Consider the following 22,735-nt stretch of genomic DNA (forward strand, 5'->3'; position numbering starts at 1 on the left):
GGAGAAGAAGGTCATGAAAAAGAGTGGGATCTTGAATCCGCAGCTCGCGGAGCTTGTGGCAAGCATGGGGCATGGAGATATCCTGATGGTGGCGGACAGGGGCGTTCCCTTCCCGCAGCACGACGAAACGGTGTGTATCGACCTCTCGGTGCGCCCGGGCCTGCCGGGCCTGATCGACGTACTGGAGACCGTGCTGGAGGAGCTGGAGATCGAGAGCGTGATTATCCCCAACGAAACGCAGGAGAAAAACCCGGAAATGTATCGAAAGATGCAGGACGTCCTGGCAAAGGTGAAAAACAAGGGCAACGACATTGTGGAAGAAAATATCCCCCATGTAGATTGTAAAAACCTGTTTTTGACAGGGGACACCGTAGACCCGGAGGTGATCGACCTGTGGGGGCGGGAAGTGAAAGGGATCGTACGGACGGGGGAATGTACGCCGTTTTCTTATATTATGCTGGTGAGCGGTACGACATTCTGACCGAATACGATAAAAGGAACGTAAAAGCTGCGGGGGAGAAAACTCCTCCGGCGGCTTTTTTGATAGGGGAGGGCATTTTATAAAACTGTCAAACGTGAATGGTTTTAAAAATAAATAACAATTGACACAACAAAAACGGTTTTGCTATAATGGATTCAGGCAATATACACATTTATGTCCGGGGCGCCGGACATGGCGAGGGAGACAGGAATGGACTCTATGATCGATTTAAGCATTGGAAAAAAGGCAAGCCAATACGAGCAAATGATCCAGATCGCAAAGCTGTATTATATGGAAGATATGTCGCAGCAGCAAATCGCGGACAGGGTCAATATGTCGCGTTCCAATGTTTCCCGTATCCTGAAATCCTGCAAGGAGCTCGGGATCGTGGAGATCCGTATCCACGAGGCGTCGCTGAGGTCTTTTGAGATCAAAAAGAAGCTGATCAACCGTTTCGGGATCGGCTCGGTGGTGATCACGCCGCGGGTGGACGACCGGGAAGCGAGCGCAGAGAACGCGGGAATCGCGGCGGCACGTTATGTGGAAAACGTCTTGACGGACAACATGAGCGTGGGGATCGGCTGGGGGGCGAGCGTATACAAAATGGTGAAAGCCTTTACGCCGACCGTGCTCAACAATATGCAGATCATCCAACTGATGGGCGGCACGCGCATCAAAGAAGCATACAAGGACGGCGTGCAGCTGACGCTTGACTTTGCGGAAAAAACGAGCGGTACGCCGTATATATTAAACGCGCCGCTGCTCGTCACGACGCGGCAGGTACGCGATTTGTTCATTGAAGAAGGCGGGATCAAGGATCAGCTGGAAATGACCAAAAAGATCGACGTGGCACTGGTGACGCTGGGTACGAACGAGCCGGAAAGCAACGCCATGGTACGCGCAAACTTCATGACGCCGGAACAATCGAAGGAGCTTTACGACGCGGGGCTTTACTCGCACATATTAGGGCAGCACATCGACATCCGCGGGAAGATCGGCAATACGGAATTAAACGACCGCGTAGTGGGCATCAACATTAATACGTTCAAGAAAATCCCTTTGAAGATCGGGATCGTGGTAGGCGAGCAAAAGGTGAAGGCCATCGTATCGGCCCTGATGGGAGGCTTCCTCGATACGCTGATCACCGACGAGCCGACCGCGTTCGCAGTGGAAGATTATGCGGCAAAGCACGGGCTATATAAACCGTTTTAAATTTTGGACAGGAATGGAGAGAAAACAATGCATAAAGTAGCAGCAACAATACTGACATGTAATAATGCTTTTTTGGGGCAGGCGGTACTGGCGGCGCAGCACGGCGGCGCAGATCAATTGCACGTGGATATCATTGACGGCAGGTACGCGTCCAATTTTTCATTTGGGCCCAAGACCATCGCCGACCTAAAAGAAGTTGTGGATATTCCGATCGAAGTTCATTTCGAGCTTTATGACCCGCAATATTATATCGATATGTTTGCGGAGGCGGGCGCTGATATGATGACAATACAAATGGATGGATGCGCCTGCCCTATTCAGGCGGTAAGCCGGGTCAGGCGTTTGGGAAAACAGGTGGGCGTCGGTTTAAAACCTACGGAACGTGTTGAAAGCATAGAATATATCGCGCACCACCTCGATTACCTGATCATGATGAGCGTGGAGCCCGGTTTTGGCGGGCAGAAGCTGGAGGAATCGATTTATACGAAGATAGCAGCTGCCAAGAAGATGTTCGCGGAGCAGGGGCTTGACATCCCGATCTACGTGGACGGGAGCGTCAACAAGGAAACGGCGCCTAAGCTCCTTGAGAGCGGCGCGGACGTGCTGATCGTCGGTTCGTCGGTTTTTTCCAGCAACAAGGTAACGGACGAAGAAATCAAAGCAGGGATGCAGTATTTTAAAAACCTTTGAGAGAAAAACAGCCATGAAAGTGTGGCTGTTTTTTTATTGGAGGACAGGGAGCTCGTTTTGAAGGCCAATGAGCATCAAAAGGTTTGCTGCATATCGCTGCAACAGGTGGCTGATATATGGATCGGAAAGGGAAGGGACTGCCATCGGGACGTCGCGGCGATGGCCTTGTAGTTGTTCGTCCATGTTGAGCGCGAAGCGGTCGATTTGGTCGCGTTCCCTGGGAGATAAGCTCTCGTTCTGTAAGTAAAAAATCAATTGCTCGGCTTCTGCTGTCATACGCCACATGACCGAAAGCATTTTTTCATATAGCGCGGTGTCGATCGGAAATGAGGGCGATTTTATGTATTGGCGCACATCGTCATATAGCATATGGAAGGTAATGAGGGCGCTTGCAACTACGCCATAGTCGATCGACCGGCGAGTACTCAGATGCAGCATAAAAAGATAGGAATGCTGGATATGGAACAGTTCCTTCACGTTATTGTTAAACTGGCCTTTCTGGCTGGTGGGAAAGAAAAAACGGTTGACCACAAGCACGAGCACGACCGCAAGCGCGAGATAAAAAAGCCGCAGTTCGATAGCAGACTGGCCGCTTATGGTAAGGGAAGCAAGGGACAGGGCAAAAGCTGTTGCAAAAATCGGCTGCACCCACGTTCCCGGTGTGCTGCAATACATGAAGCTGATCATGACCGTTGCAAAAATCATGTGTCCCAAAATGCCGGGAGGCAAAAGAGGCAGGACGAAAAAGGCGACGGCACAACCAATAAGCGTTCCAATGGTACGCGTTTTCATACGGTAGGCGCTTTCTTCGTACATGGGCTGCACAAGAAGGAAAGCATTGAGCGGAAGCCAATAAGCGTGATCGCTTTCTGTGATCCGGCATACGGCAAAGCTGATCGTTGATACAAGGCACAGGCGAAGCGCAAAGCGCACTTCAAACGTATCAAGGCGCAGGCGATACTTTAAGCCGTGCAGGGGACGCGCATGCGCGGGGAGCCTCCATTCCGCAGGGGATGAATTATGCGCCATGCTTTCCAGCGCGAGGGCCAAAAGATGCATGAAATTCCGGATGAACACTGCAAACCGCTCGGTAAGTCCATCCGTTTCTTCCGCAAGGATGTTGGCGGTGTTGACGAGCTTTGCATGATCCTCTGTTCCCATATTCTTTTGTACGGTATCCAAAAATACCGCGATTGTTTGCAGCCGTTGCGCGTCACGCGCACAATTCCTGTCGGCAGACTGCGAAAAATCATCCATGAAATAGACGGCGCGCTGGAAAAGGAGTGCGAACATATAATGGATCTTTCCTTCCCCGCGTACGACATAGGAAAAATCGCGGCTTGTGTAGGCCATGCGGTTGAGTGCGGTATGGAGCGAAACCATATCCTTTTGCAGCGCAGGATCGCATTGCCCTTCAGCCATCATTGCAAAGGAAGAAGATAGCAGGGAAAGACCGTGGCGCACTTGACTGTAATTTTGCTGTTTCCTGTGAACGAGCGAATAAAAGACAAGCCCTGCGATGAGAAAAAGGGAAGCGTATGCCATGATGCCAAGCAGGGGCAGGAAGTTGTCCCAACCGACAGGACGCAGTTGTAAAAATACAAATTCCATCGCATTTGTAAAATACCCTTTTGGGTTAAATTGTATCGTTTGCAGGTAAATCAGGATAAAAGGGACGGCAATATTGAGCAATATGCAAAAAAGAAGATTTAATGTTGCAAAAAATGCCAACACGCATAGCAGCATCTGTACCAAAAACAAAGTGAGCATCGAGCGGACGGTATGCGTTTTTAGGAGCTTGACCCTGAACGTTGCGGTAACAAAAGAAACGACCAGGGCGTATTGTGTACCAAACAAAAACACGATTGTATAGAACAATAAAAGGAAAAATACGATGACCGGCACGGCAGTTGTAAATTTTCCCCTGAAATCCATAAGCATATTTTTAAAATGCAGTTGCATAATGATACCCCGAAAGTAAGCTTTCCACGCAATGCAATTATATCACTTTTGTCTTGCAACGTCTAATTTTTCAAGCAAAAAATACACAGCGATGACCGCCTGCAAAAAGTATAGGTTTTTTACAAAAAACAATAAATTTTACAACTATGAAGGAAATAGCATTGACAGGAAGCAACGGAAATAGTATCATAAAAACATGAAATATAACTTTTGCAAAGAAACTTTACAAATGTAAAATATCAATGCGAAAGAAACTCAAATTTATCAAATAAGCGGGTGAAAAAATGGAATTAACAAAAGAACAAATGAGGAAAATCTATTATCAGATGTTCAGCTCCCGAACGTTTGAGGAACGCGTAAACGAAATGTTTATGAAGGGCCTCATCCACGGGACGACGCACCTTGCGGTCGGCGAGGAAGCGACGGCTGCCGGCGGGATCGGCGCGCTTGAGCCGGACGACTACATCATGAGCTGCCACAGGGGGCATGCACACTGTATCGCGAAGGGTGCGGACGTAAAACGCATGATGTGCGAACTGCTCGGTAAGAAAGACGGCTTCTGCAAGGGCCTCGGCGGCTCGATGCATATCGTCGATATTTCCGTGGGCAACTATGGCGCGAACGGCGTGATCGGGCCTGCGATCCCGATGGCCACAGGCGTAGCCCTCGCGATCAAAAAGGACAAGAGCAACAAGGTGATCCTCGACTATTTTGGAGACGGTACTTCAAACTCCGGTTTATTCCATGAAGCGCTCAACATGGCGGCGCTGTGGAAGCTGCCCATCGTATATATGTGTGAAAACAACCTGTATGGTATGTCTACGCCGGTGGAAAACAGCGTCTCCGTCAAAGATATCGCGACAAGGGCGAAGGCTTACGGCATCCCGGGAGTGATCGTTGACGGGACGGACGTCCTCGCGATCATGGACGTGGTGAAAGAAGCGGCAGACCGCGCACGCCGCGGCGAGGGCCCGACGCTCATCGAAGCAAAAACCTACCGTTACCTGGGGCATTCCAAGAGCGATAAGCGCGCATACCGTACGCGTGAGGAAGAAGCGGAGTGGAAGGCAAAAGACCCGATCATTTCCTTTGGCAAGTATATGCTGGAGCATGGCTTTACGCAGCAGGAGATCGACGATATCCGTTCTTTGGTGGAACGGGAATGCGAAGAAGCTGTGGAATATGCGCAGGCTGCGGAAACGATCACTCTTGAAGAAGCAAAAAAACTTGTTTTTGCATAACGGAGGTTATTAAATGAGTACAATTACTTATGTACAGGCGGTTTCAGACGCCTTAAAAGAAGAACTGAGAAGGGACGAAAAAGTCTTTTTGCTGGGTGAGGACATGGGCGTATACGGCGGGTGTTTCGGCGTAACGCGTGGATTCCTCGATGAATTCGGCCCGGACAGGATCATGGATACGCCCATTTCCGAAGGCGGTTTTACAGGGATCGCGGTAGGCGCAGCCATGGCGGGTTACCGTCCGGTCGTGGAATACATGTTCTCCGACTTTGTGACGTGCGCGATGGACCTGATCTGCAACCAGGCTGCAAAACAGCGTTTTATGCTGGGCGGGCAGGTCAAGATTCCGCTCGTCATCCGTACCCCGGAGGGAAGCGGCACGGGCGCTGCTGCGCAGCATTCCCAAAGCCTCGAAGCATGGTTCTGCCATGTGCCGGGATTAAAAGTCGTATGCCCGGCAACGCCTTATGATGTCAAGGGGCTATTAAAGGCGGCGATACGCGAGGATAACCCGATCGTATTTTACGAGCACAAGCTTTTGTACGGTACGAAGGGCGAGGTTCCGGACGAAGAATACGTGCTGCCCATCGGCAAAGCGGATGTGAAGCGCGAAGGAAAAGATATTACGATCATCAGCTATTCGATGACGCTCTTAAAGGCGCTCAAGGCTGCGGAGATGCTGGAAAAAGACGGTATCGACGCGGAAGTGGTCGACTTGCGTACGGTATCGCCGCTCGATGTGGAAACGATCGTTGCTTCGGCGAAAAAGACAGGGCACGTCCTGGTGACGCACGAAGGCGTGCAGAAGTTTGGCGTGGGTGCGGAAGTATCCTCCATTATCAATGACAGCGAAGCGTTCTTCTATCTTGACAGGCCGGTAAGGCGGTTCGGCGGCGCGGACGATATTCCGATCCCGTACTCCCCGCAGCTTGAGGCTATGGTGGTTCCGCAGGCGGAAACGATTTACGAAAAAGCAAAAGAATTGCTGAAATAGGGGGACGCGCAAATGACAAAAGTGATGTCCACACCCGCTGCGAAGCGCGTAGCGGGAGAACGAAAAATTGACCTTGCAAAGGTCAAGGGAACAGGCATCGGCGGTTATGTGCAATTAAGCGACGTGCTTTCCTTCAAGGGAGGCAGGGCGACGTTTTTGGCCCGCGCGATGGCGGATTACTTAGGGCTCGATATCGACGCGGTACCGGCCGAAGGCGATATGGTGCGCAAGGCGGACGTGCTTGCTTATAAGGCGCTGATGGGCGAAGATAAGATCATACCGCTGAACGGTATGAGAAAAACGATCGCGAGACAGATGAAGGCAAGTCTTGATACGGCGGCGCAGTATACGATCATGGGCGAGGCGGATTGTTCCAAACTAAAGCCGCTCATGAAACAGTACACGGCGGACTGCCTGGAGAAAACAGGCGTAAAGCCGACGTTTTCCGATCTGTTTATCAAGGCGGCGGCGATGGCGCTCAAGATGAATCCTATGCTGAATTCGTCCTTTATGGAAGACCACGTGCTTTTGAAAGGAAATATCAACATCGGCCTTGCGGTATCGCTGGGCGAGGACGGACTCATCGTACCGAACCTGAAAAACGCGCACATGATGTCCCTATATGAAATCACGAAGATGCGCGAGGATCTCGTGACGCGCGCAAGGGAAGGAAAGCTGACGCCGGACGAATATTCCGGAGGAACGTTCTCCATTTCCAATTATGGGCGCACGCCGGTACAGTATTTCACACCGATCATCAACGTGCCGGAAAGTGCGATCATCGGCATCGGCAACATGACGAATAAGCCGGTAGCGGTTGGAAACGATATTGGTATCCGCCCGATGCTGGGATTGAGCCTGACGCTTGACCACAGGCACATCGACGGGACGACAGGCGAAAAATTCTTGAAGGATTTCCGTGATATCATCGAAAATCCGGATCAGTTGCTTGACGAAAGCAACCTTAGCAAGTAGAAAGGAAGAATAAAATGGGTAATTTTATTACGATGCCTAAGCTCGGTATGACGATGGCTGAGGGCAAGATCATAAAATGGTTGGTAGAGGAAGGCGCGACGGTAGAAAAGGGCGACTACATCTTTGAAGTGGAAACGGACAAGACTTCGCTGGAAGTGGACGTTTTGTATTCCGGTACGATCCTGAAAATCTATTACGGCGCAGGTGAAACGGCGCCGGTCAACGAACCGGTGGCATTCATCGGGCAGGAGGGAGAGGAGATCCCGGAGGTAGACAAATCGGCGGCAGCGGCGCCGGAAGAAGCAGAGGCAGCACCTGCCCCGGCGGCAGCGCCCGCAGCGGTGGCTCCGGCGAAAAAGGAAGTCACAAAGGAAAAAGCGAAGCGGCCGGAAGGTAACTTTGATTATGACCTGGTCGTCATCGGCGCGGGCCCGGGCGGATATGTTGCGGCCATCCGTGCGGCGCAGCTGGGCGCAAAGGTTGCGGTCGTGGAAAAGGACACGGTAGGCGGCACATGCCTAAACCGCGGATGCATCCCCACAAAGGCGTACTACGCAAGCGCGAAGCACTGGAAGGATATCCAGAACGCGGATGAGTTTGGTATCTCGGTGAGCGGATCCTCCTTTGACTGGAAGAAGATCCTTAATAGGAAGAATAAGATCGTGGAGCAGCTTACGAACGGCGTAGGCGGGCTCTTCAAGAAAAACAAGGTAGAACTCATACAGGGCGAAGCAGTTGTCGAGAAAGCCAACGAAGTCAAGGTCGGCGGCAAGACGTATACCTGCGCGTTTATGCTGCTTGCGACGGGCGCAAAGCCGGCTTCGGTGATCAAGACGGACGCGAGGCTCCTCAATACAGACCAGATCCTCGATATCGACAAGCTGCCTGCGTCCATCGTGATTATTGGCGGCGGCGTGATCGGCTGCGAAATGGCGTGCATCTTCAATGCGTTCGGCGTACAGACGACGGTTGTGGAGCTGATGGATCAGATCCTGCCCATGACGGACGACGAAGTGGCGGCAACGCTGGCAGAGCACATGAAGAAGAGCGGTATCAACCTTCTGACGGGCACGACATGCGACGAGATCAAGGAAGGAAACGGCAAGTATACGATCAAGCTTTCCAATGGACAGACCATGGAATGTGAAATGATGCTGGAAGCGGTCGGAAGGAGCGCAGAGGGCAGCGGTTTTGAAAAGCTCGACGTGAAACGTACGCCCAAGGGCTGCGTGGAAGTGGATGACCTCATGCGTACGAGCGTGGACAATATCTATGCGATCGGCGACATCAACGGAAAGTTCCAGCTCGCGCATGCAGCTTCCGAGCAGGGCATCCTTGCGGTGGAGCACATGTTTGGCGGAATCGAATCCGCGGACGAACAGCCCGTCCCGTCGTGTATCTTCACAGACCTGGAGATCGCGTTTGTAGGGTTGACGGAAAAGCAGGCAAAGGAACAGGGTATCCCGGTGAAGACGTATAAGTTCCCCTATGCGGCAAACGGCAAAGCGCTGACGCTCGGCGAAGCGGAAGGCTTTGTGAAAGTGATTGCAGATGAACGCTGGGGCGAGATCCTGGGCGTGCATATCATCGGTGCGGAAGCTTCGAGCATGATCGAAGAGGCTGTAATGGCGATGCGCTGCGAAGCGACGGCGCAGGCGGCGGGCAGCACCATCCACGCGCATCCGACCCTTTCAGAGACCCTGATGGAAGCGTTCCTCGGCGCAAGCCGCGGCGCGATCCACATGTAATCAGCGTAACACTCCTTAAAAATATGGTACATAAAAAGAGGCAGCCGCTTTAAGCGGTCAGCCTCTTTTTATGATTGGGGGTATATGCAAACGCGAAACGTTTCGCGTCTGAAGCAATTATGCGTTTTCTACGAAGTCGACGATCTCTTCCTTGGATTTTACGCCGACAAAGCGGCCCATTTTTGCACCGCCGTCAAAAAGATAAACGGTGGGAATGGACATCACCCCGTATTCCTTGGCAAGATTCTGCGCCTCGTCGACATTGACCTTAACGATTTTCAGGTTCGGGATTTCGCCGTCGATTTCTTCCAGGATAGGCGTAAGCATTTTGCACGGTCCGCACCAATCGGCATAAAAATCGACTAACACCATATTTTTATCTTGCAGAACCTCTGAGTCGAACTGTCCTTCGGTGATATGTTTGATACTCATAATAAATACACACTCCTTACACTTTCTTATTGTTTGTTAAAATATATTTACCCAGTGAGGATATCATTAAACAAATTATTTATACTTCCACGCCATTGAATTCCCGTTTTAAAAAACAGCGCGAGGCCATGGTGAGGAAGATGAGCACGCAGATGGCGACGCTGCCCAGGATAGCAAGCATCACGCCGATCTGGTAACGCACGGCAAGCTCGGGCGGCGTTCCTGCAAGGATCTGCCCGGTCATCATGCCCGGCAAGGTGACGATACCCATCGTGAGCATGGACGTTAGCGTGGGCAGAATGGCGTTCGTAAACGCGTTGTTGATGCTGTCGCGAACAGCGCGTTTGGGCGTCGCACCCAGCATAAGCGCCTGTTCGATGTGCCCGCGGCTTTGCTTGAACTCCGTGACCAGCGTATTCATGGAAAGGGCGACGCCTGTCATGGAATTGCCGAGTACCATGCCCGCGATGCTGACGAAATAACGCGTTTCGTACCATGGCTTAACGCCAATGACCAGGGCCAGGAAATAAACCATGACGCACGAGGAGCCGATCGTGATGGCAACTGCGACCGGCCGCCGCACAATGGGGCGCAGCTCTTTGGGTGCGCGGTACGTAACGGTCAGGACGGCAAATACGAGCATGCCTAAAAAGATTGCCAGCGTGAGCCACCAGCTGGGGTTATTGAACGCAAGGGTCAGGAGATACCCTGCCAGCACCAGTTGCAACGTCATGCGCAATGTCGATATGACGACTTGCTTTTTCTTGTCGATCCCGCGTATCTTGAACAAGACAAGGAGCAGGATCACAAAAATATAAGCGGCAACGAGCTGCCAGATGGTGATGACTACCGAATCCATGTAAATCCGCCCCCTTTATGCACCTCGGCATGGCGGTCGCACAGCTCCGCGCTTTCAGGCGAATGTGTGACCAATATGACTGTGCTCCCGAGCTCACGGATGAACCTGAGGATATTCCGCATGACGGCAAGCTGCGTATCTTCATCGAGCGCGCTCGTGGGCTCGTCGATGAGGTAAGTTTCGCTTTTTAAGGAAAGGGCGCGCGCAAGGCATAGCCTGGAGCGTTCCCCTCCGGACAACATTTTCGTTTCGTGGCTGAGCGGAACGGGAAGCTGTACGCAGCGCAGGATATCTTCAAAAAAAGAATCCTCCGGCACAGGACGGTCGGAAAAATCAAAGGCGATCTTCAAATTATAACCGACATTGCCTTCGTAGACCACGGGGGACTGGGCTGCCATGGTGACGCGGCGGCGCAGGTTCTTAAGCGCACGGATATCGCGTCCGTCATAAAAAATTTGTCCGCTGTCCGGCAGGTAAAGGCCGTCGAGCAATTTTAAAAGCGTTGTTTTCCCGGCGCCGGAAGGGCCGGTGACCGCGGTCGACCGTCCTTTTGGAAAATGCAGATCGCCAATATGCAGAATGTCGCGGTAAACAAGATTTTTTACCCGGTACATGAGCGCACCCCAATCATACCTTACTTTAAGAGGCCTTTTGATTCTTTGAATACCCAGTCGCGCTGGATGGAAAAACTGGCAATAAAAATGATGAGATCCACCACTACCTTGAGCAGCGTATTGACTTCGTCGCCGCCGCCCAGCATGGAACCGATCCCCCAGACCAGCAGCCAGGAAACGATGAGCTGCGCGGCGGCGAGGATGATGAAACGGATCACGGTGCCGCGCGAACGGGCCTGTGAATTGAATACGGCGCCTTTATTGAGCAGGTAAGTCGCAATGGAACACAAGATCCTCGAGATAACGGTCGCCGTCAGTATTTTGAATTCATCGTCCAAAAACGAGAAAAGCTTTTGAAACAGGTAGAAAGTGCCGATGTCCACCAGATATGCGATGAACGCGGCGATGCTGAACTTGATGAATACGAGGTACAGCTTCAAGGAAGAGGTAAGGAGCTCAAAACCGGGGGCCGTATCGATTTTGGCCTGTGTGGGAATATCCACGATCGCCAGGTTCTTTTCACGCGCTTCCAAAAGGATATTGGAACAAAAGGCCCTATCCTTGCTTTTCATACGCGTCATGAGCTCCAGGTTTTCGCGTGACATGGCAAACAGCGAGGAACACACGTCGCGTGCTTCGATCCCCGACAAAAAACCGTAAATATTCTGCGCAAGGGATTTTTTCACGGTCTGTTCCCGCGAACCGACATAGACCTTTTCAGGTTCGCCCGTCGCCGCCTGTGCGACCTTTTCGACATCCTCAAAGACAAAACCTTCACCCGCGTCAAGGCGCACAAAAAGAGGCGCATCCGACTCCTTGAGTGCAAACTGGAAAAATGCGCGCATAGTCATGTCCGGCTGCGGCTCAAGTATGCGGAAGCCGGCCTGGCTCAGTTGCTGTGATAAAGTTTTGTCGCTGCCGGTCAGAAGAACCGTTATCCTGCTCGTATCCATAACGCTACTATTCTACCATTTTATCTGAAATTTGGCAATGCAGGTTAAAAAAGTAGTGTGTGGCGTTTTTGCATTGGCGGGGGATTTCGTATATAATGGGGAAAAGAAAGTATCCGGGGAGGGATCGTAAGGTGCGCGCGCTGCGGAATATCCTGATTTTGCTGATCGCTGTGGTCGTGTTTGTATTTGTATTCGCCGGGCACAGCGACCTCGACCAATATCTGCCGCTCATGGAAACAAAGGGAGCGGTCACGACAATGGTATTTGGCGGGGTATATGACCTCGGAGGCGGGGATTATCTCGTGCGCTTAAGCGATAAGGATGCCTTTGTGGACAAAATGTTGGAGGACGGCTGGGTGATGCAGCCGGACGAAGATAGAAAGCTGGTATTTGAAAAGGATGGACAGGATGTGGCTTATCAGGAATCGGGATTCCTGGGCGGATTCACGATATACAGGCTGGTACCGAGATAAAAAAAGCTGCCTTTATACGGCAGCTTTTTTTATGAAGTCTTTTAATCGTCGCGCGTACGGTTGGGATTGATCGAATAATCCTCAAACTCGTGCGTCAGGTTCTTGCTGTACAGGGGATCGTACGGATACTTTGCGTCCCACTTGGAAAGCCACTTTTTTTGCTCGCCCTCAAAGCGTTTGATTTTTTCAGGGGTTTCTTCGTAGCCGCGCGTTTTGGACTCGTAGTGGTAAAGCTCGGCAAACGGCGTGAACAGGTTGATATAGCCTTTTTCACGTATTTTCAGGCACAAGTCTACATCGTTGAATGCGACGACAAACTGCTCGTCAAAGCCGCCGGCCTCTTCAAACACACTTTTTCTGACCATCAGGCAGGCGGCGGTCACGCCTGCGACATCCTGCGCAAAGGTCATGCGGCCAAACGAACCCACCTCCCAGCGGTCAAGGTGCTTGTGGGAATGTCCGGCGACCGGGCCGATTTTGAGAACCACGCCGGCATGCTGGATGGTATCGTCGGGATAGTAGAGCTTCGCACCCACCGCACCGATCTCCCGGCGCACCGCATGCATGGCCATTTGCTCCAGCCAGTCGGGGGAGATGATCGACACATCGTTGTTTAAAAACAGCAGCAATTCGCCTTTTGCCTGCCGGGCGGCAAAATTGTTGATGGCCGCGTAGTTAAAAATACCGTCCCAGGTAACGACACGGATGTTGTTATGCTGTTTCAATTTTTCGTAATACGCGAAAATTTCCTTGCCTGTACTGTTGTTTTCCACGACGAGGATTTCGTAATTATCGTACGTCGATTTGGATAAAATCGAATCGATACACTTTTTAAGCGTAGCGCTCTCATCCTTGTTGGGAATGATGATGGAAATGAGCGGATGCGGCGTGGGGATATCGTAGCTTGTAATGTAATAGTTATCGAGCGTATGATAGGAAACATGCGCGTTTTTCATGCCACGGCGCAAAAAGGCTGCTTCGAGAGCCTTTTTTCCGGCCTCCACCGTATAGCTTTTGGTATCGGATGAAAACGCCGTAGACGTTTCGGATATCCGCCAGTGGTAGAGGATGTCGGCGATATGGCCGACTTTTTTGGCTTTTTCCGTTGCGCGCAAAAAAAGGTCGTAATCCTGCGCGCCGTTAAACTGCGCGTTAAAAGCGCCGACTTCATCGAGCAGGGATTTTTTCATGACTACGAAGTGCGTGATGTAATTGAACGCAAGGAACATATTGGGCGCAAAATCCGGCTTGAAAAATGGATCGAAGCGCCTGTCGCCATCCTCTGTGATCTTATCCTCGTCCGAATAGATGAATTCATAATCCCGGTCTTTGTTGATCAGGGCTACATTTTCGTAGAGCGCCTGCGGCATGAGCGTATCGTCGTGGTCTAACAGCGCAATATATTCGCCTGTCGCCATCTCGATCGCGCGGTTGGAATTGCCGGAGATCCCTTCGTTTTGATCGAGCCTTTTATAGACGATGCGTTCGTCATGGTAGGAAGCGGCGATACTTTGCAGGCCGTTTGCCTGCGTGCTGCCGTCCGCCAAACACAGCTCCCAGTTTGCATAGGTCTGAGCGATCACAGAATCGGCCATCTCGCGGAAAAAGCGTTCGGAGGTATTATAAAGGGGCACGATAATGCTGATTTTAGGCGAATACGCAAATAGATGGGCGCGCTGCGCGGCATATTCTTCCTCGGTAGGCGTATTGTTTTTCATCCAATGCAGATATTCGGCGTCGACGCGGAGATACAGCCGGCAAGCGATGCAGCCGCCGCCTTCTAAGATGAAACCATGCTTGCTTTTATGACGGTTCACAAATACGCCGCATGTAGGCGAGGATGCCGTAAAAGTAAACGTAAGCGGTACATGCATAACGTTAAGCAAGGGTAGAAATGAAAAAACGGTGTAGCCGTTGTTTTCGATATCTGCCGATGTTTTTTCCAAAAGCACTTGGCCGCCTGCATCCCGTATTGTCATGGTGATAGTATCTTCCGGGCTCTCGCTCTGTGTCAGGATATCCACCTGGCCAATGTTACGAGAAGCGGGGGCGACGGTAAAGGTCACACTTTGCTCCGGATGGTAACCGGCAGGATTTGCGGGATTTTTGATAAACGATTCGTTGGTGATGATGGCAAACCTGCGCGAAAGGCCCATAGAGCCGTCTCCATATTGCATCTTCTCTTTGACGCGGCGCAGGAACTCGCGCATGCCATAGTCCCGGATAATGACGCGCACGCGTTTCCATTTTTTGTTTTTGAGTTTTCCCGCAACCTTCGCGAGATTTTTCAGTTTACCCATGGCTGGCCTCCGATGATGCAGCTGGTCATGCGACACCCGCATAGATGATGTTGTAGACCAATATGACGAGCAGGATGAACCCAAAGACGCCCAGGATGGTGAACCAGAAAGATTTGGGGATCTTTTCTTTCTTTTGGGGGGCAGCAGTCTTTACTTCCTCAAGCTGCGCCTTGCATTGGGGGCAGAATTCCGCAGAGTCGTCAAATTTTGTTTTGCAGATAGGGCAGATTTTCATTGCTGGTCGTCCTCATCTTCTTCTTTTTTGTTTTTTTGCAGCTGTTTTTGTTCGCGGCGGTAAAAATACAGCAAAACCAGGAACAACGCGCTTAATCCCGCGATGGTAAGGATACAAAATACGATATTGTCCGACAGAAAGATACTGCTCAATACAAAACAGGCGTATGCGACAAAGGAGAGACGCGACAGCCCTTTTCGGAGCAGCTCGGACAATAACAATACGACGCCCGCAAAAAAAGCGACCGTACCGATCAGGTTATTGGTTGTCAAAAATAATCCATCCATAAATTATACCTGCACCCATTATAGCATGGAAAGAGGGCGAGGACATAAAAAATTTACGTTATTTTTGTTAACAAAACTGGGCATATATGGTAGTATAAAGAAGTAGGTACAACAGTATGGACGATATTATTTTAAAAACGCTGACGCTTTGCTTGCGGGAGGATAAGCCTGCCATCGTGATTTACGAGGGGGCAAAAGGAATATCGCAGCGGCGTGTTTATGTAAGAAAAATCACGGAACAGAATGTGACAGTATATTGTATGCAGAAAAAGGGGCTCCGCGTTTTTCGCTTAGACGGTATTTTATCGGCAAAAGTAGCCGACGAATGACGAGGAGAAGCAATGAAAGGTAAGGATAAAGAAGACTGTTCCGCAAAGAAAAAGGAAGCGCTCCGCGAACTGGATGAAAAGATGCAGGCATTCGCGCAGGAACGGGAAAAGCTCAACCGGATGAGCGCGCAGCGTATCGCGTTAGGCAAGCCGCTTACAGACGGTGAAATCCTTGTGCAGAATGAACGGTGCAGCGATATGAGCCTTGATATTATGAAGCTGCAGGAATATTTGGACGAAATTGAGGGCGAATAGCTTTATGGACACGATCATGAATGACACCGAATACTTAGCGTCTGTTTTAGGCGCAATGAGCGATATGGTGCGCGTTATATCAAGGGACGGCAAAGTCGTTATGGCAAACGAGGCGTTTGAAAAACGCTTTGGTGCTGGGGAGGGCCATAAATGCTATGAACCGTTCCATCAGGATGCGCCGTGCGAGCACTGCCTTTCGCGGGAAGTGCTCGAAGAGGGAGGCCCCAAACGTCTGACGCGCAAGGTGGGTGGGCGCGTCTATTCGGTGACGGTTTCACCTTTAAAAGGGCCGGATGGAAGCAATATCGCGGCAGTGGAAGTGTTCCGCGATATCACGCTTGACTACAATATCAAACAAAACCTGCTGATGCAGAATGCAAAGATGCAAAAGGATTTACAGTTGGCGCGTAAATTGCAGGAGGCGCTTGTTAAGAGCACTATGCCTAAAGTCGGCTGCGGGTATGAGCTGACGGCAGGTTTTTTCCCGTGCGAGGCAGTCGGCGGGGATATTTACGACTGTACCGTTTATGATGATAAGCTGGTCGTCTACCTGGCGGATGTGTCGGGGCATGGCGTCATGCCTGCGATGTTGTCCGTGTTTTTCTCAAGGGTGGTACGCGCCGCCTGTTTGATGGGATATTTCAAACCGTCCGAGATCCTGAACTATGCGGAGCATGAGTTTTTGGACTTGAATTTGTCGGATGCGATTTATATTACTGCATTCATCACCGTTATTGATTTGAAGACGAATGAAGCGACCTATTCCAACGCGGGCTTGTCCGTTATGCCCGTGCTTTATAAGGACGGGGAATTCAGGGAGCTTTATATGCCCTCGCACCCGCTGTGCGACTGGTTTTTGGATACGCCGTTTGCGGACGGGACGTTTACCTTTGAAGACGGCATGCGCTTTTTGATCTATTCGGATGGCGTGGACGATATCCATAGCGATCCTAAGGTAAAGGAGCGTTTGTTCGAGCTGCTCGGGCAGGATACGTTCAACAGTAAGGATTTTATCAAGGAAGTACGGGAAGAACTGCACAGCAATCCGGAGGACGACCTGACGATGCTGCTGTGCGAGAAGAAGGCTTACCAGGAAGACAAGGGAGAGTAATTTGGAAAAGTTCTGGGAACCGCTTGTAAACAGTTTGCTGGCCTTTACATGGCTTGACGCGCTCGATATCATTATCGTGGCGGTCATCCTTTATTGGGTCATCAAGCTGCTCGCGAAAACGCGGGCCATACGGGTGTTGATCGGGCTGGGGATCATCCTGATCCTGGCGCGGGTGTTCGTTGTGTTTGATTTAAAGACAGCCTCGTGGCTGTTTAACGCGATCCTGACGGCGGGCGCCGTCCTGATCGTCATATTGTTCCAGCCGGAGATCCGGCGGGCGCTAGAGACGCTGGGGCGTGGGAAAATATTTTCTTTTGCCAGCAAGACGCAGGTCGACGTTCAAAAAGCGGAGAAGATCATCGAAGAGATCTCGCGCGCGGTACTCAATATGTCCAAGCAGAAGGTGGGCGCGATCCTCGTTTTTGAGCGTAAGACGGGGCTGGGGGATATCACGGAGTCGGGCACGGTGCTCCAAGCGGATATCTCCAGTGAACTGATCGAAAACATTTTTTATCCGAATACGCCGCTTCACGACGGGGCGATGATCCTGCGCAGGGACAAAATACTGGCTGCGGGTTGCTTCCTGCCGCTTTCCGACAACAAGCAAATCGCGCAGGAATTAGGGACGCGCCACCGGGCGTCGCTGGGGATATCTGAAGTTTCCGACGCATATGTCCTCGTCGTTTCCGAAGAAAAGGGAATCATTTCGTTTGTATATGACGGCGTGCTCAAGCGTTACATCGACGCAAAGATGCTCAAAGAGATATTATCCGAGCTGTATATGCCGGAAACGGATGAAAAGCCGAATAAAAAACTCACCGGTTCCAAATTCAAACGGAAGGTGGGTGACGACGAATGAACAAGATCCTGGATATTATAAAACGTATCTTCGTCCACAACTGGAAGATGAAAGTAGGCGCCGTGGCGTTTGCCTTTATCCTGTGGAGCTTTATGATCGCCTCCACGGATCCGTATATGTCCAAGACATTTGAGAGTATACCGGTCACCTATACGGCGGCGGACGAGCTGAAGCAAAATAACCTGACGACAACAGTACCGCTTTCCGACCTGTTGAAGACGGCGGAGGTCACGGCTTCCGCGCCCACAAGCGCGCTCCAGTACCTGAACGAAAACATGCTCCAGGCCAGCATCGACCTTTCCAACATCAAGACGCCTGGGGAATATACCCTCCAAGTGGACGTCAAGCCGTTGCTGGAAAAGTGTAATATCACGAAGGTGAACCCGAGCTCGGTCACGGTGGTGGTAGAGGAGATCGTCTCCAAGGAAGTACCCGTAGAGGTCAAGCTGGCCGGGACGGAGAAGGATTGGCTTTACTATGGGGAGCCGGTGCTTTCTGAAACATATGTTACCGTAACGGGCGCCCAGTCCAATGTGGAAAATGTCGCCAAAGCGGTATGTACAGTGGATATCGACGAGGCGAAAGAGTCGGTCAAGGGGAGCTACAAGGTGACGTATGTGAACGACAAGGGAGAGGAAGTAGGCAATAACCTCTTCAGCGGCGTGCCGTCTGTTATTGTGGAAATCCCTGTTTACCAGAAAAAGTCCGTTACTATCGATACGGCGGCGATCCAAACGACGACCACGGGGCTTGCGGACGGTTATAAGATCACGGGCGTGAGTGTGGAACCGGCGAGCGTGGATCTGGCGGGAGAGCTGGAAACGCTGGAAGCGATCGGCAGCGTGACGCTCGAACCGATCGAGCTGGATAACGCTTCCGGGGACATGATCGTCGAGGCGAGCGTAAAGCTGCCGGATGGCGTGATAGCGGCAGTACCGGCCAAAGTGCAGGTGCAACTGACGATCGCGCAGCCGGAAGAAAAACGCACCTATTCCGCGGTGAAGATTGCATATAAAAATCTGGCCGACGGGGCGAAGGCTAAAATCGATCCGGAAAACATCGATGTTGAAGTATTGGGCACGGAAGAGGCATTCCAGTCCTTCTCCGCTTCTAAGCTCAAACCGTTCGTCGATCTCTCGGGCCTTACGAAAGGTGTACATGAAAATGTGCAGGTCAAGTTTGAAAACGAACCGGATCTGGGCGTGAAGGTGGCGGCAAGCCCTGCAACAGTGACGGTGACAATATCGTAACGGCACAGCCGCAAGGAGGCTTCGTCCGGCGGAGGAAGAACGAATATTAAGGCATGAAACGGCGCGCTGGACGCGCCGTTTTGGACAGGGGAAAAGAATGAAAAGATTTAATATATTTGCTGGCAACTACGGCAGCGGTAAAACGGAAATATCACTCAATACGGCACTGAAGCTAGCGGAAACGCAGCAGGTGACGCTTGTCGATATGGACGTTGTCAATCCGTATTTCCGCAGCGCGGAAAACGAAGCGCTTTTAGCACGGCACAGCGTGAAGCTGATCGCACCGCCGTATGCCAATACCAATGTGGACGTGCCCGTCCTTTCGGCGGAGGTCATGGCGGCCTTTGAAAGTGAAACAGCGGTGTTCGACGCGGGCGGTGACCCGGTGGGGGCGGCGGCACTGGGCGGCTTGCTGCAGAAGTTCCAGCCGGTACGGGAGGATACGGTGTTTTATTATGTTGTGAATGCGCGCCGGCCGCTGCAGCAGACGGCAGGAGAGATCATGGACATGATGGAGCAGATCAGCGCACGGGTACGCCTCAAGATAGACGGATTGGTCAATAATACGAACCTGGGGCGTGAGAGCAGCATTACAGACCTGTTGGACGGGCAGAAGGTATGTGAAGAGGTGAGCAGGAAAACAGGGGTGCCGATCCTGTATGTTTCCGGCAAACCGGAGATTCTGGTCGAATTCAGCAATGCGGGTTATAAACTCCCGCAAATACCGCTCAACATCTATACTTTCCCGGACTGGCTTGTTGACGCTGAAAGTGAAAAGTGATACTCTATAGGGGTACCCTTTTGGGCGCAGTAAAGCGAAATTGCAAAAAAATTTATATATAAAAGGTGATGAGAAAATGGCAAAGTTAACGATCTATGAGGATACATGTAAGGGCTGCGGCCTGTGCATCGGAGCTTGTCCCAGGAAGCTGCTGGCGATCGACAAGTCGCATCTGAATGTGAAGGGATATCATCCGATCGGCATCGAGCAGCCGGAGGAATGTATCGGCTGCGCGGCATGTGCGCGTATGTGCCCGGATTGTGCCCTTGAAGTGGATAAATAATTTTAATCAAATTTTAGGATAAAGGTGAAAAGATAAATGGCTAAGGTATTAATGAAAGGAAACGAGGCAATTGCGGAAGCCGCCATCAAGGCAGGATGCACGCACTTTTTCGGCTACCCGATCACGCCTCAGAATCAGGTGCCTGAATATATGTCCAAGCGCATGCCGCAGGTAGGCGGGACGTTCATCCAGGCGGAGAGCGAAGTTTCCGCGATCAATATGGTATATGGCGCGGCGGGCGCTGGCGCGCGCGTAATGACTTCTTCTTCTTCCCCGGGGATCAGCTTAAAGCAGGAGGGGATCAGTTATATCGCCTGCGCGCAGCTTCCCTGCCTCATTGTGAACATTATCCGCAGCGGGCCCGGCCTGGGCGGTATCCTGCCGTCGCAGGGCGACTATTTCCAGGCGACGAAGGGCGGCGGACATGGCGATTACCACCTTGTAGTGCTGGCGCCGTCGAGCGTACAGGAAGCGGCAGACCTCGTTGCAGAAGGGTTTGATATTGCAGACCAATACCGTATCCCTGTCATGATTTTGGGCGACGGTATGATCGGCCAAATGATGGAACCGGTTGAATTTGCAGAGAAAAAAGGCCGTGACTTGCCTGAAAAGACATGGGCGGCAAACGGCTGGAAGGATAAATCCCGTCCGCGGAACATCATTAATTCACTGTATATCGAAGCGGAGTCCATGAAGGAAGTCAACGACCAGTTGCAGGCGAAATACGCTGAGATCACCAAGAACGAAACGCGTGTGCAGGAATTCATGACAGACGACGCGGACTATGTGATCGCGGCTTTCGGGACGACGGCGCGTATTGCCAAAAATGCGGCTTTAAAAGCGCGCGAGATGGGCATCAAAGTGGGCGTGATCCGTCCGATCACCCTGTGGCCGTTCCCCACCGAGGCTTTTGCGAAGGCGGCAGAACGTGTCAAGGGCATGTTGTGCGTGGAAATGAACACAGGGCAGATGATCGAAGACGTAAGGCTTGCTGTGAACGGGAAAGTGCCGGTGGAATTTTATGGCACGACAGGCGGCTTTATCCCGGCTCCGGACGCTGTCGTAAAGGCGCTTCTTAAGCTGAAGGAGGGCAAATAATCATGACGAAGGTATTCCAGAAAACGAAAATGCTCACAGACGTTCCCTTCCATTATTGCCCGGGGTGCACGCACGGTATCATCCACAGGCTGGTGGCAGAGTGCATTGAAGAAATGGGCATGGAGGATAAGGCGGTCGGTATCGCACCGGTCGGCTGCGCGGTCTTTGCATACAACTATTTTAACTGCGACATGATGGAAGCGGCGCATGGGCGTGCGCCGGCTGTCGCAACAGGGATCAAGCGTACCTGCCCGGAAGATCTGGTATTCACTTACCAGGGGGACGGCGACCTTGCCTCCATCGGTACGGCAGAGATCGTACACGCAGCGGCAAGGGGCGAGAAGATCACGACGATCTTTGTCAACAATGCGATCTATGGTATGACAGGCGGCCAGATGGCGCCTACGACGCTGGTAGGGCAGGTCACGACGACTTCCCCTTACGGCAGGAACCCGGAAACGCAGGGGATGCCCGTGCGCATGGCGGAAATGCTCGCTACGCTTGACGGGGCATATTATATCGAACGTACGTCCGTACATGACGTACCCAATATCATCAAAACAAAAAAAGCCATCAAAAAAGCGTTCGAGTGTCAGATGGAGGGGAAAGGGTTCTCAATGGTGGAGATACTCTCTACCTGCCCGACAAACTGGGGGCTCAACCCGGTAGAGGCGCTTGAGTGGCTGAAAGAGAACATGATTCCCCAATATCCTTTGGGCGTAACGAAGGAGGGCAGATAATCATGACAGAACAGATTATTTTGGCAGGCTTTGGCGGACAGGGCGTATTGCTCGCCGGCCAGATCATCGCCTATGCGGGTATGAACGAAGGTAAAAACGTTTCCTGGCTGCCGTCGTACGGCCCGGAGATGCGCGGGGGCACGGCGAACTGTAACGTCGTGGTATCTGACGATGAAGTGGGTTCGCCCGTGGTTGTGGAAGCGGATTACCTGATCGTCATGAACCGGCCGTCGCTGGAAAAGTATGAGAAGGACTTAAAGCCGGGCGGACTGCTGCTGATGGATTCCGATCTCATCGAGGTGGAGCCGCAGCGCAGCGATATCAAGGTGATCAAAGTCCCGGCCAACACGCTGGCGGAAAAAGCGGGCAGTGTCAAAGCGGCGAACATGGTCATGCTGGGTGCGTACAATGAATGTGCCCATGTGGTCGACAATAAGACGATCATCGAATGTCTGGCAAAGATCATGGGAGAGAAGAAAGCGCACCTCATCCCCATGAACGAGGAAGCGCTCAAGCTGGGGGCACAGGCAGCAAGGTAGTAAAAAAATACGAATGAGAAAAGCCCGTATGGAA

At 51.7% G+C, this 22,735-nt stretch carries 26 protein-coding genes; 18 read left to right on the forward strand and 8 right to left on the reverse strand.

The features are described from left to right. The first annotated feature begins 13 nt into the window (after positions 1–13). The 3 genes from rbsD to BN6471_RS05990 all read left to right on the forward strand — a co-directional run bounded on the left by rbsD (position 14) and on the right by BN6471_RS05990 (position 2,383). Positions 14–481 carry a D-ribose pyranase gene (rbsD, locus tag BN6471_RS05980; RefSeq protein WP_066646461.1) on the forward strand — a complete coding sequence of 156 codons (468 nt, stop codon included), beginning with the start codon at positions 14–16 and terminating at the stop codon, positions 479–481. A 192-nt stretch (positions 482–673) separates the two neighbouring features. Continuing rightward, positions 674–1,693 (forward strand): sugar-binding transcriptional regulator, encoded by a 1,020-nt coding sequence (locus BN6471_RS05985; RefSeq protein WP_162270184.1) that lies wholly within the window; start codon positions 674–676, stop codon positions 1,691–1,693. A 27-nt stretch (positions 1,694–1,720) separates the two neighbouring features. Then, positions 1,721–2,383, forward strand: a complete 663-nt coding sequence (locus BN6471_RS05990; RefSeq protein ID WP_066646466.1) for a ribulose-phosphate 3-epimerase — start codon at positions 1,721–1,723, stop codon at positions 2,381–2,383. A gap of 33 nt (positions 2,384–2,416) precedes the next feature. On the opposite strand, the gene BN6471_RS05995 is transcribed toward BN6471_RS05990, so the two are convergent. After that, positions 2,417–4,345: an FUSC family protein gene (locus BN6471_RS05995; protein WP_082903364.1), complete on the reverse strand. Its 1,929-nt coding sequence runs from the start codon at positions 4,343–4,345 to the stop codon at positions 2,417–2,419. 284 nt (positions 4,346–4,629) lie between these two features. Between BN6471_RS05995 and BN6471_RS06000 the strand changes: the two genes are divergently transcribed. Genes BN6471_RS06000 through lpdA form a run of 4 tightly spaced genes read left to right on the forward strand, consistent with a single transcriptional unit; the run spans position 4,630 to position 9,303 of the window. Beyond that, entirely contained in the window at positions 4,630–5,586 is a 957-nt protein-coding gene (locus BN6471_RS06000; RefSeq protein ID WP_066646467.1) for a thiamine pyrophosphate-dependent dehydrogenase E1 component subunit alpha, read from the forward strand. Between the two features lie 13 nt (positions 5,587–5,599). Continuing rightward, positions 5,600–6,580: an alpha-ketoacid dehydrogenase subunit beta gene (locus BN6471_RS06005; RefSeq protein ID WP_066646468.1), complete on the forward strand. Its 981-nt coding sequence runs from the start codon at positions 5,600–5,602 to the stop codon at positions 6,578–6,580. Positions 6,581–6,592: 12 nt separating this feature from the next. Continuing rightward, the gene (locus BN6471_RS06010) at positions 6,593–7,555 is read left to right on the forward strand and encodes a dihydrolipoamide acetyltransferase family protein (protein ID WP_066646470.1); all 963 of its coding nucleotides are present in this window, start codon (positions 6,593–6,595) and stop codon (positions 7,553–7,555) included. A 14-nt stretch (positions 7,556–7,569) separates the two neighbouring features. Beyond that, positions 7,570–9,303, forward strand: a complete 1,734-nt coding sequence (lpdA, locus tag BN6471_RS06015) for a dihydrolipoyl dehydrogenase (protein WP_066646473.1) — start codon at positions 7,570–7,572, stop codon at positions 9,301–9,303. 117 nt (positions 9,304–9,420) lie between these two features. Here the strand turns inward: lpdA and trxA are convergent, their stop codons facing one another. The 4 genes from trxA to BN6471_RS06035 all read right to left on the reverse strand — a co-directional run bounded on the left by trxA (position 9,421) and on the right by BN6471_RS06035 (position 12,161). After that, a complete protein-coding gene (gene trxA / locus BN6471_RS06020) occupies positions 9,421–9,735 on the reverse strand; it encodes a thioredoxin (RefSeq protein WP_066646476.1) in 315 nt (104 codons plus the stop codon). A gap of 79 nt (positions 9,736–9,814) precedes the next feature. Then, positions 9,815–10,594, reverse strand: a complete 780-nt coding sequence (locus BN6471_RS06025; protein ID WP_066646479.1) for an ABC transporter permease — start codon at positions 10,592–10,594, stop codon at positions 9,815–9,817. Next, positions 10,582–11,208, reverse strand: a complete 627-nt coding sequence (locus BN6471_RS06030; RefSeq protein ID WP_066646481.1) for an ABC transporter ATP-binding protein — start codon at positions 11,206–11,208, stop codon at positions 10,582–10,584. The genes BN6471_RS06025 and BN6471_RS06030 overlap by 13 nt, the downstream gene beginning before the upstream one ends. A 20-nt stretch (positions 11,209–11,228) precedes the next feature. Further along, entirely contained in the window at positions 11,229–12,161 is a 933-nt protein-coding gene (locus tag BN6471_RS06035) for a GtrA family protein (protein ID WP_066646484.1), read from the reverse strand. Positions 12,162–12,256: 95 nt separating this feature from the next. Between BN6471_RS06035 and BN6471_RS06040 the strand changes: the two genes are divergently transcribed. Continuing rightward, a complete protein-coding gene (locus tag BN6471_RS06040; RefSeq protein WP_066646486.1) occupies positions 12,257–12,634 on the forward strand; it encodes a hypothetical protein in 378 nt (125 codons plus the stop codon). A 41-nt stretch (positions 12,635–12,675) separates the two neighbouring features. Here the strand turns inward: BN6471_RS06040 and BN6471_RS06045 are convergent, their stop codons facing one another. Genes BN6471_RS06045 through BN6471_RS06055 form a run of 3 tightly spaced genes read right to left on the reverse strand, consistent with a single transcriptional unit; the run spans position 12,676 to position 15,456 of the window. Continuing rightward, the gene (locus BN6471_RS06045) at positions 12,676–14,934 is read right to left on the reverse strand and encodes a glycosyltransferase family 2 protein (RefSeq protein ID WP_066646489.1); all 2,259 of its coding nucleotides are present in this window, start codon (positions 14,932–14,934) and stop codon (positions 12,676–12,678) included. Positions 14,935–14,959: 25 nt separating this feature from the next. Beyond that, positions 14,960–15,169 (reverse strand): hypothetical protein, encoded by a 210-nt coding sequence (locus BN6471_RS06050; protein WP_066646492.1) that lies wholly within the window; start codon positions 15,167–15,169, stop codon positions 14,960–14,962. Continuing rightward, positions 15,166–15,456: a hypothetical protein gene (locus BN6471_RS06055; protein WP_066646495.1), complete on the reverse strand. Its 291-nt coding sequence runs from the start codon at positions 15,454–15,456 to the stop codon at positions 15,166–15,168. Before BN6471_RS06055 ends, BN6471_RS06050 begins: the two co-directional genes overlap by 4 nt. Positions 15,457–15,572: 116 nt before the next feature. On the opposite strand from BN6471_RS06055, the gene BN6471_RS06060 reads away from it, so the two are divergent. The 10 genes from BN6471_RS06060 to BN6471_RS06105 all read left to right on the forward strand — a co-directional run bounded on the left by BN6471_RS06060 (position 15,573) and on the right by BN6471_RS06105 (position 22,701). Beyond that, the gene (locus BN6471_RS06060; RefSeq protein WP_066646497.1) at positions 15,573–15,785 is read left to right on the forward strand and encodes a hypothetical protein; all 213 of its coding nucleotides are present in this window, start codon (positions 15,573–15,575) and stop codon (positions 15,783–15,785) included. 12 nt (positions 15,786–15,797) lie between these two features. After that, on the forward strand, positions 15,798–16,040 hold the full coding sequence (locus BN6471_RS06065; RefSeq protein ID WP_066646505.1) for a hypothetical protein: 243 nt from the start codon (positions 15,798–15,800) through the stop codon (positions 16,038–16,040). Positions 16,041–16,044: 4 nt separating this feature from the next. Continuing rightward, positions 16,045–17,151 (forward strand): SpoIIE family protein phosphatase, encoded by a 1,107-nt coding sequence (locus BN6471_RS06070; RefSeq protein ID WP_066646507.1) that lies wholly within the window; start codon positions 16,045–16,047, stop codon positions 17,149–17,151. A 1-nt stretch (position 17,152) separates the two neighbouring features. After that, positions 17,153–18,010, forward strand: coding sequence for a diadenylate cyclase CdaA (gene cdaA / locus BN6471_RS06075; RefSeq protein ID WP_082903367.1), 858 nt, complete (start codon positions 17,153–17,155; stop codon positions 18,008–18,010). Further along, positions 18,007–19,260, forward strand: coding sequence for a CdaR family protein (locus BN6471_RS06080; protein WP_066646509.1), 1,254 nt, complete (start codon positions 18,007–18,009; stop codon positions 19,258–19,260). The genes cdaA and BN6471_RS06080 overlap by 4 nt, the downstream gene beginning before the upstream one ends. A gap of 97 nt (positions 19,261–19,357) precedes the next feature. Further along, the gene (locus BN6471_RS06085) at positions 19,358–20,041 is read left to right on the forward strand and encodes a hypothetical protein (RefSeq protein WP_066646511.1); all 684 of its coding nucleotides are present in this window, start codon (positions 19,358–19,360) and stop codon (positions 20,039–20,041) included. A 76-nt stretch (positions 20,042–20,117) separates the two neighbouring features. After that, positions 20,118–20,324: a 4Fe-4S dicluster domain-containing protein gene (locus BN6471_RS06090; RefSeq protein ID WP_066646513.1), complete on the forward strand. Its 207-nt coding sequence runs from the start codon at positions 20,118–20,120 to the stop codon at positions 20,322–20,324. A 36-nt stretch (positions 20,325–20,360) separates the two neighbouring features. Then, positions 20,361–21,422: a 3-methyl-2-oxobutanoate dehydrogenase subunit VorB gene (locus BN6471_RS06095; protein WP_066646521.1), complete on the forward strand. Its 1,062-nt coding sequence runs from the start codon at positions 20,361–20,363 to the stop codon at positions 21,420–21,422. A 2-nt stretch (positions 21,423–21,424) separates the two neighbouring features. Beyond that, on the forward strand, positions 21,425–22,162 hold the full coding sequence (locus BN6471_RS06100) for a thiamine pyrophosphate-dependent enzyme (protein WP_066646531.1): 738 nt from the start codon (positions 21,425–21,427) through the stop codon (positions 22,160–22,162). A gap of 2 nt (positions 22,163–22,164) precedes the next feature. Further along, positions 22,165–22,701, forward strand: a complete 537-nt coding sequence (locus tag BN6471_RS06105) for a 2-oxoacid:acceptor oxidoreductase family protein (RefSeq protein ID WP_066646534.1) — start codon at positions 22,165–22,167, stop codon at positions 22,699–22,701. The last annotated feature ends 34 nt before the right edge of the window (positions 22,702–22,735 follow it).

This window comes from Christensenella timonensis, from assembly GCF_900087015.1.
GTDB classification, from domain to species: Bacteria; Bacillota; Clostridia; order Christensenellales; family Christensenellaceae; genus Christensenella; species Christensenella timonensis.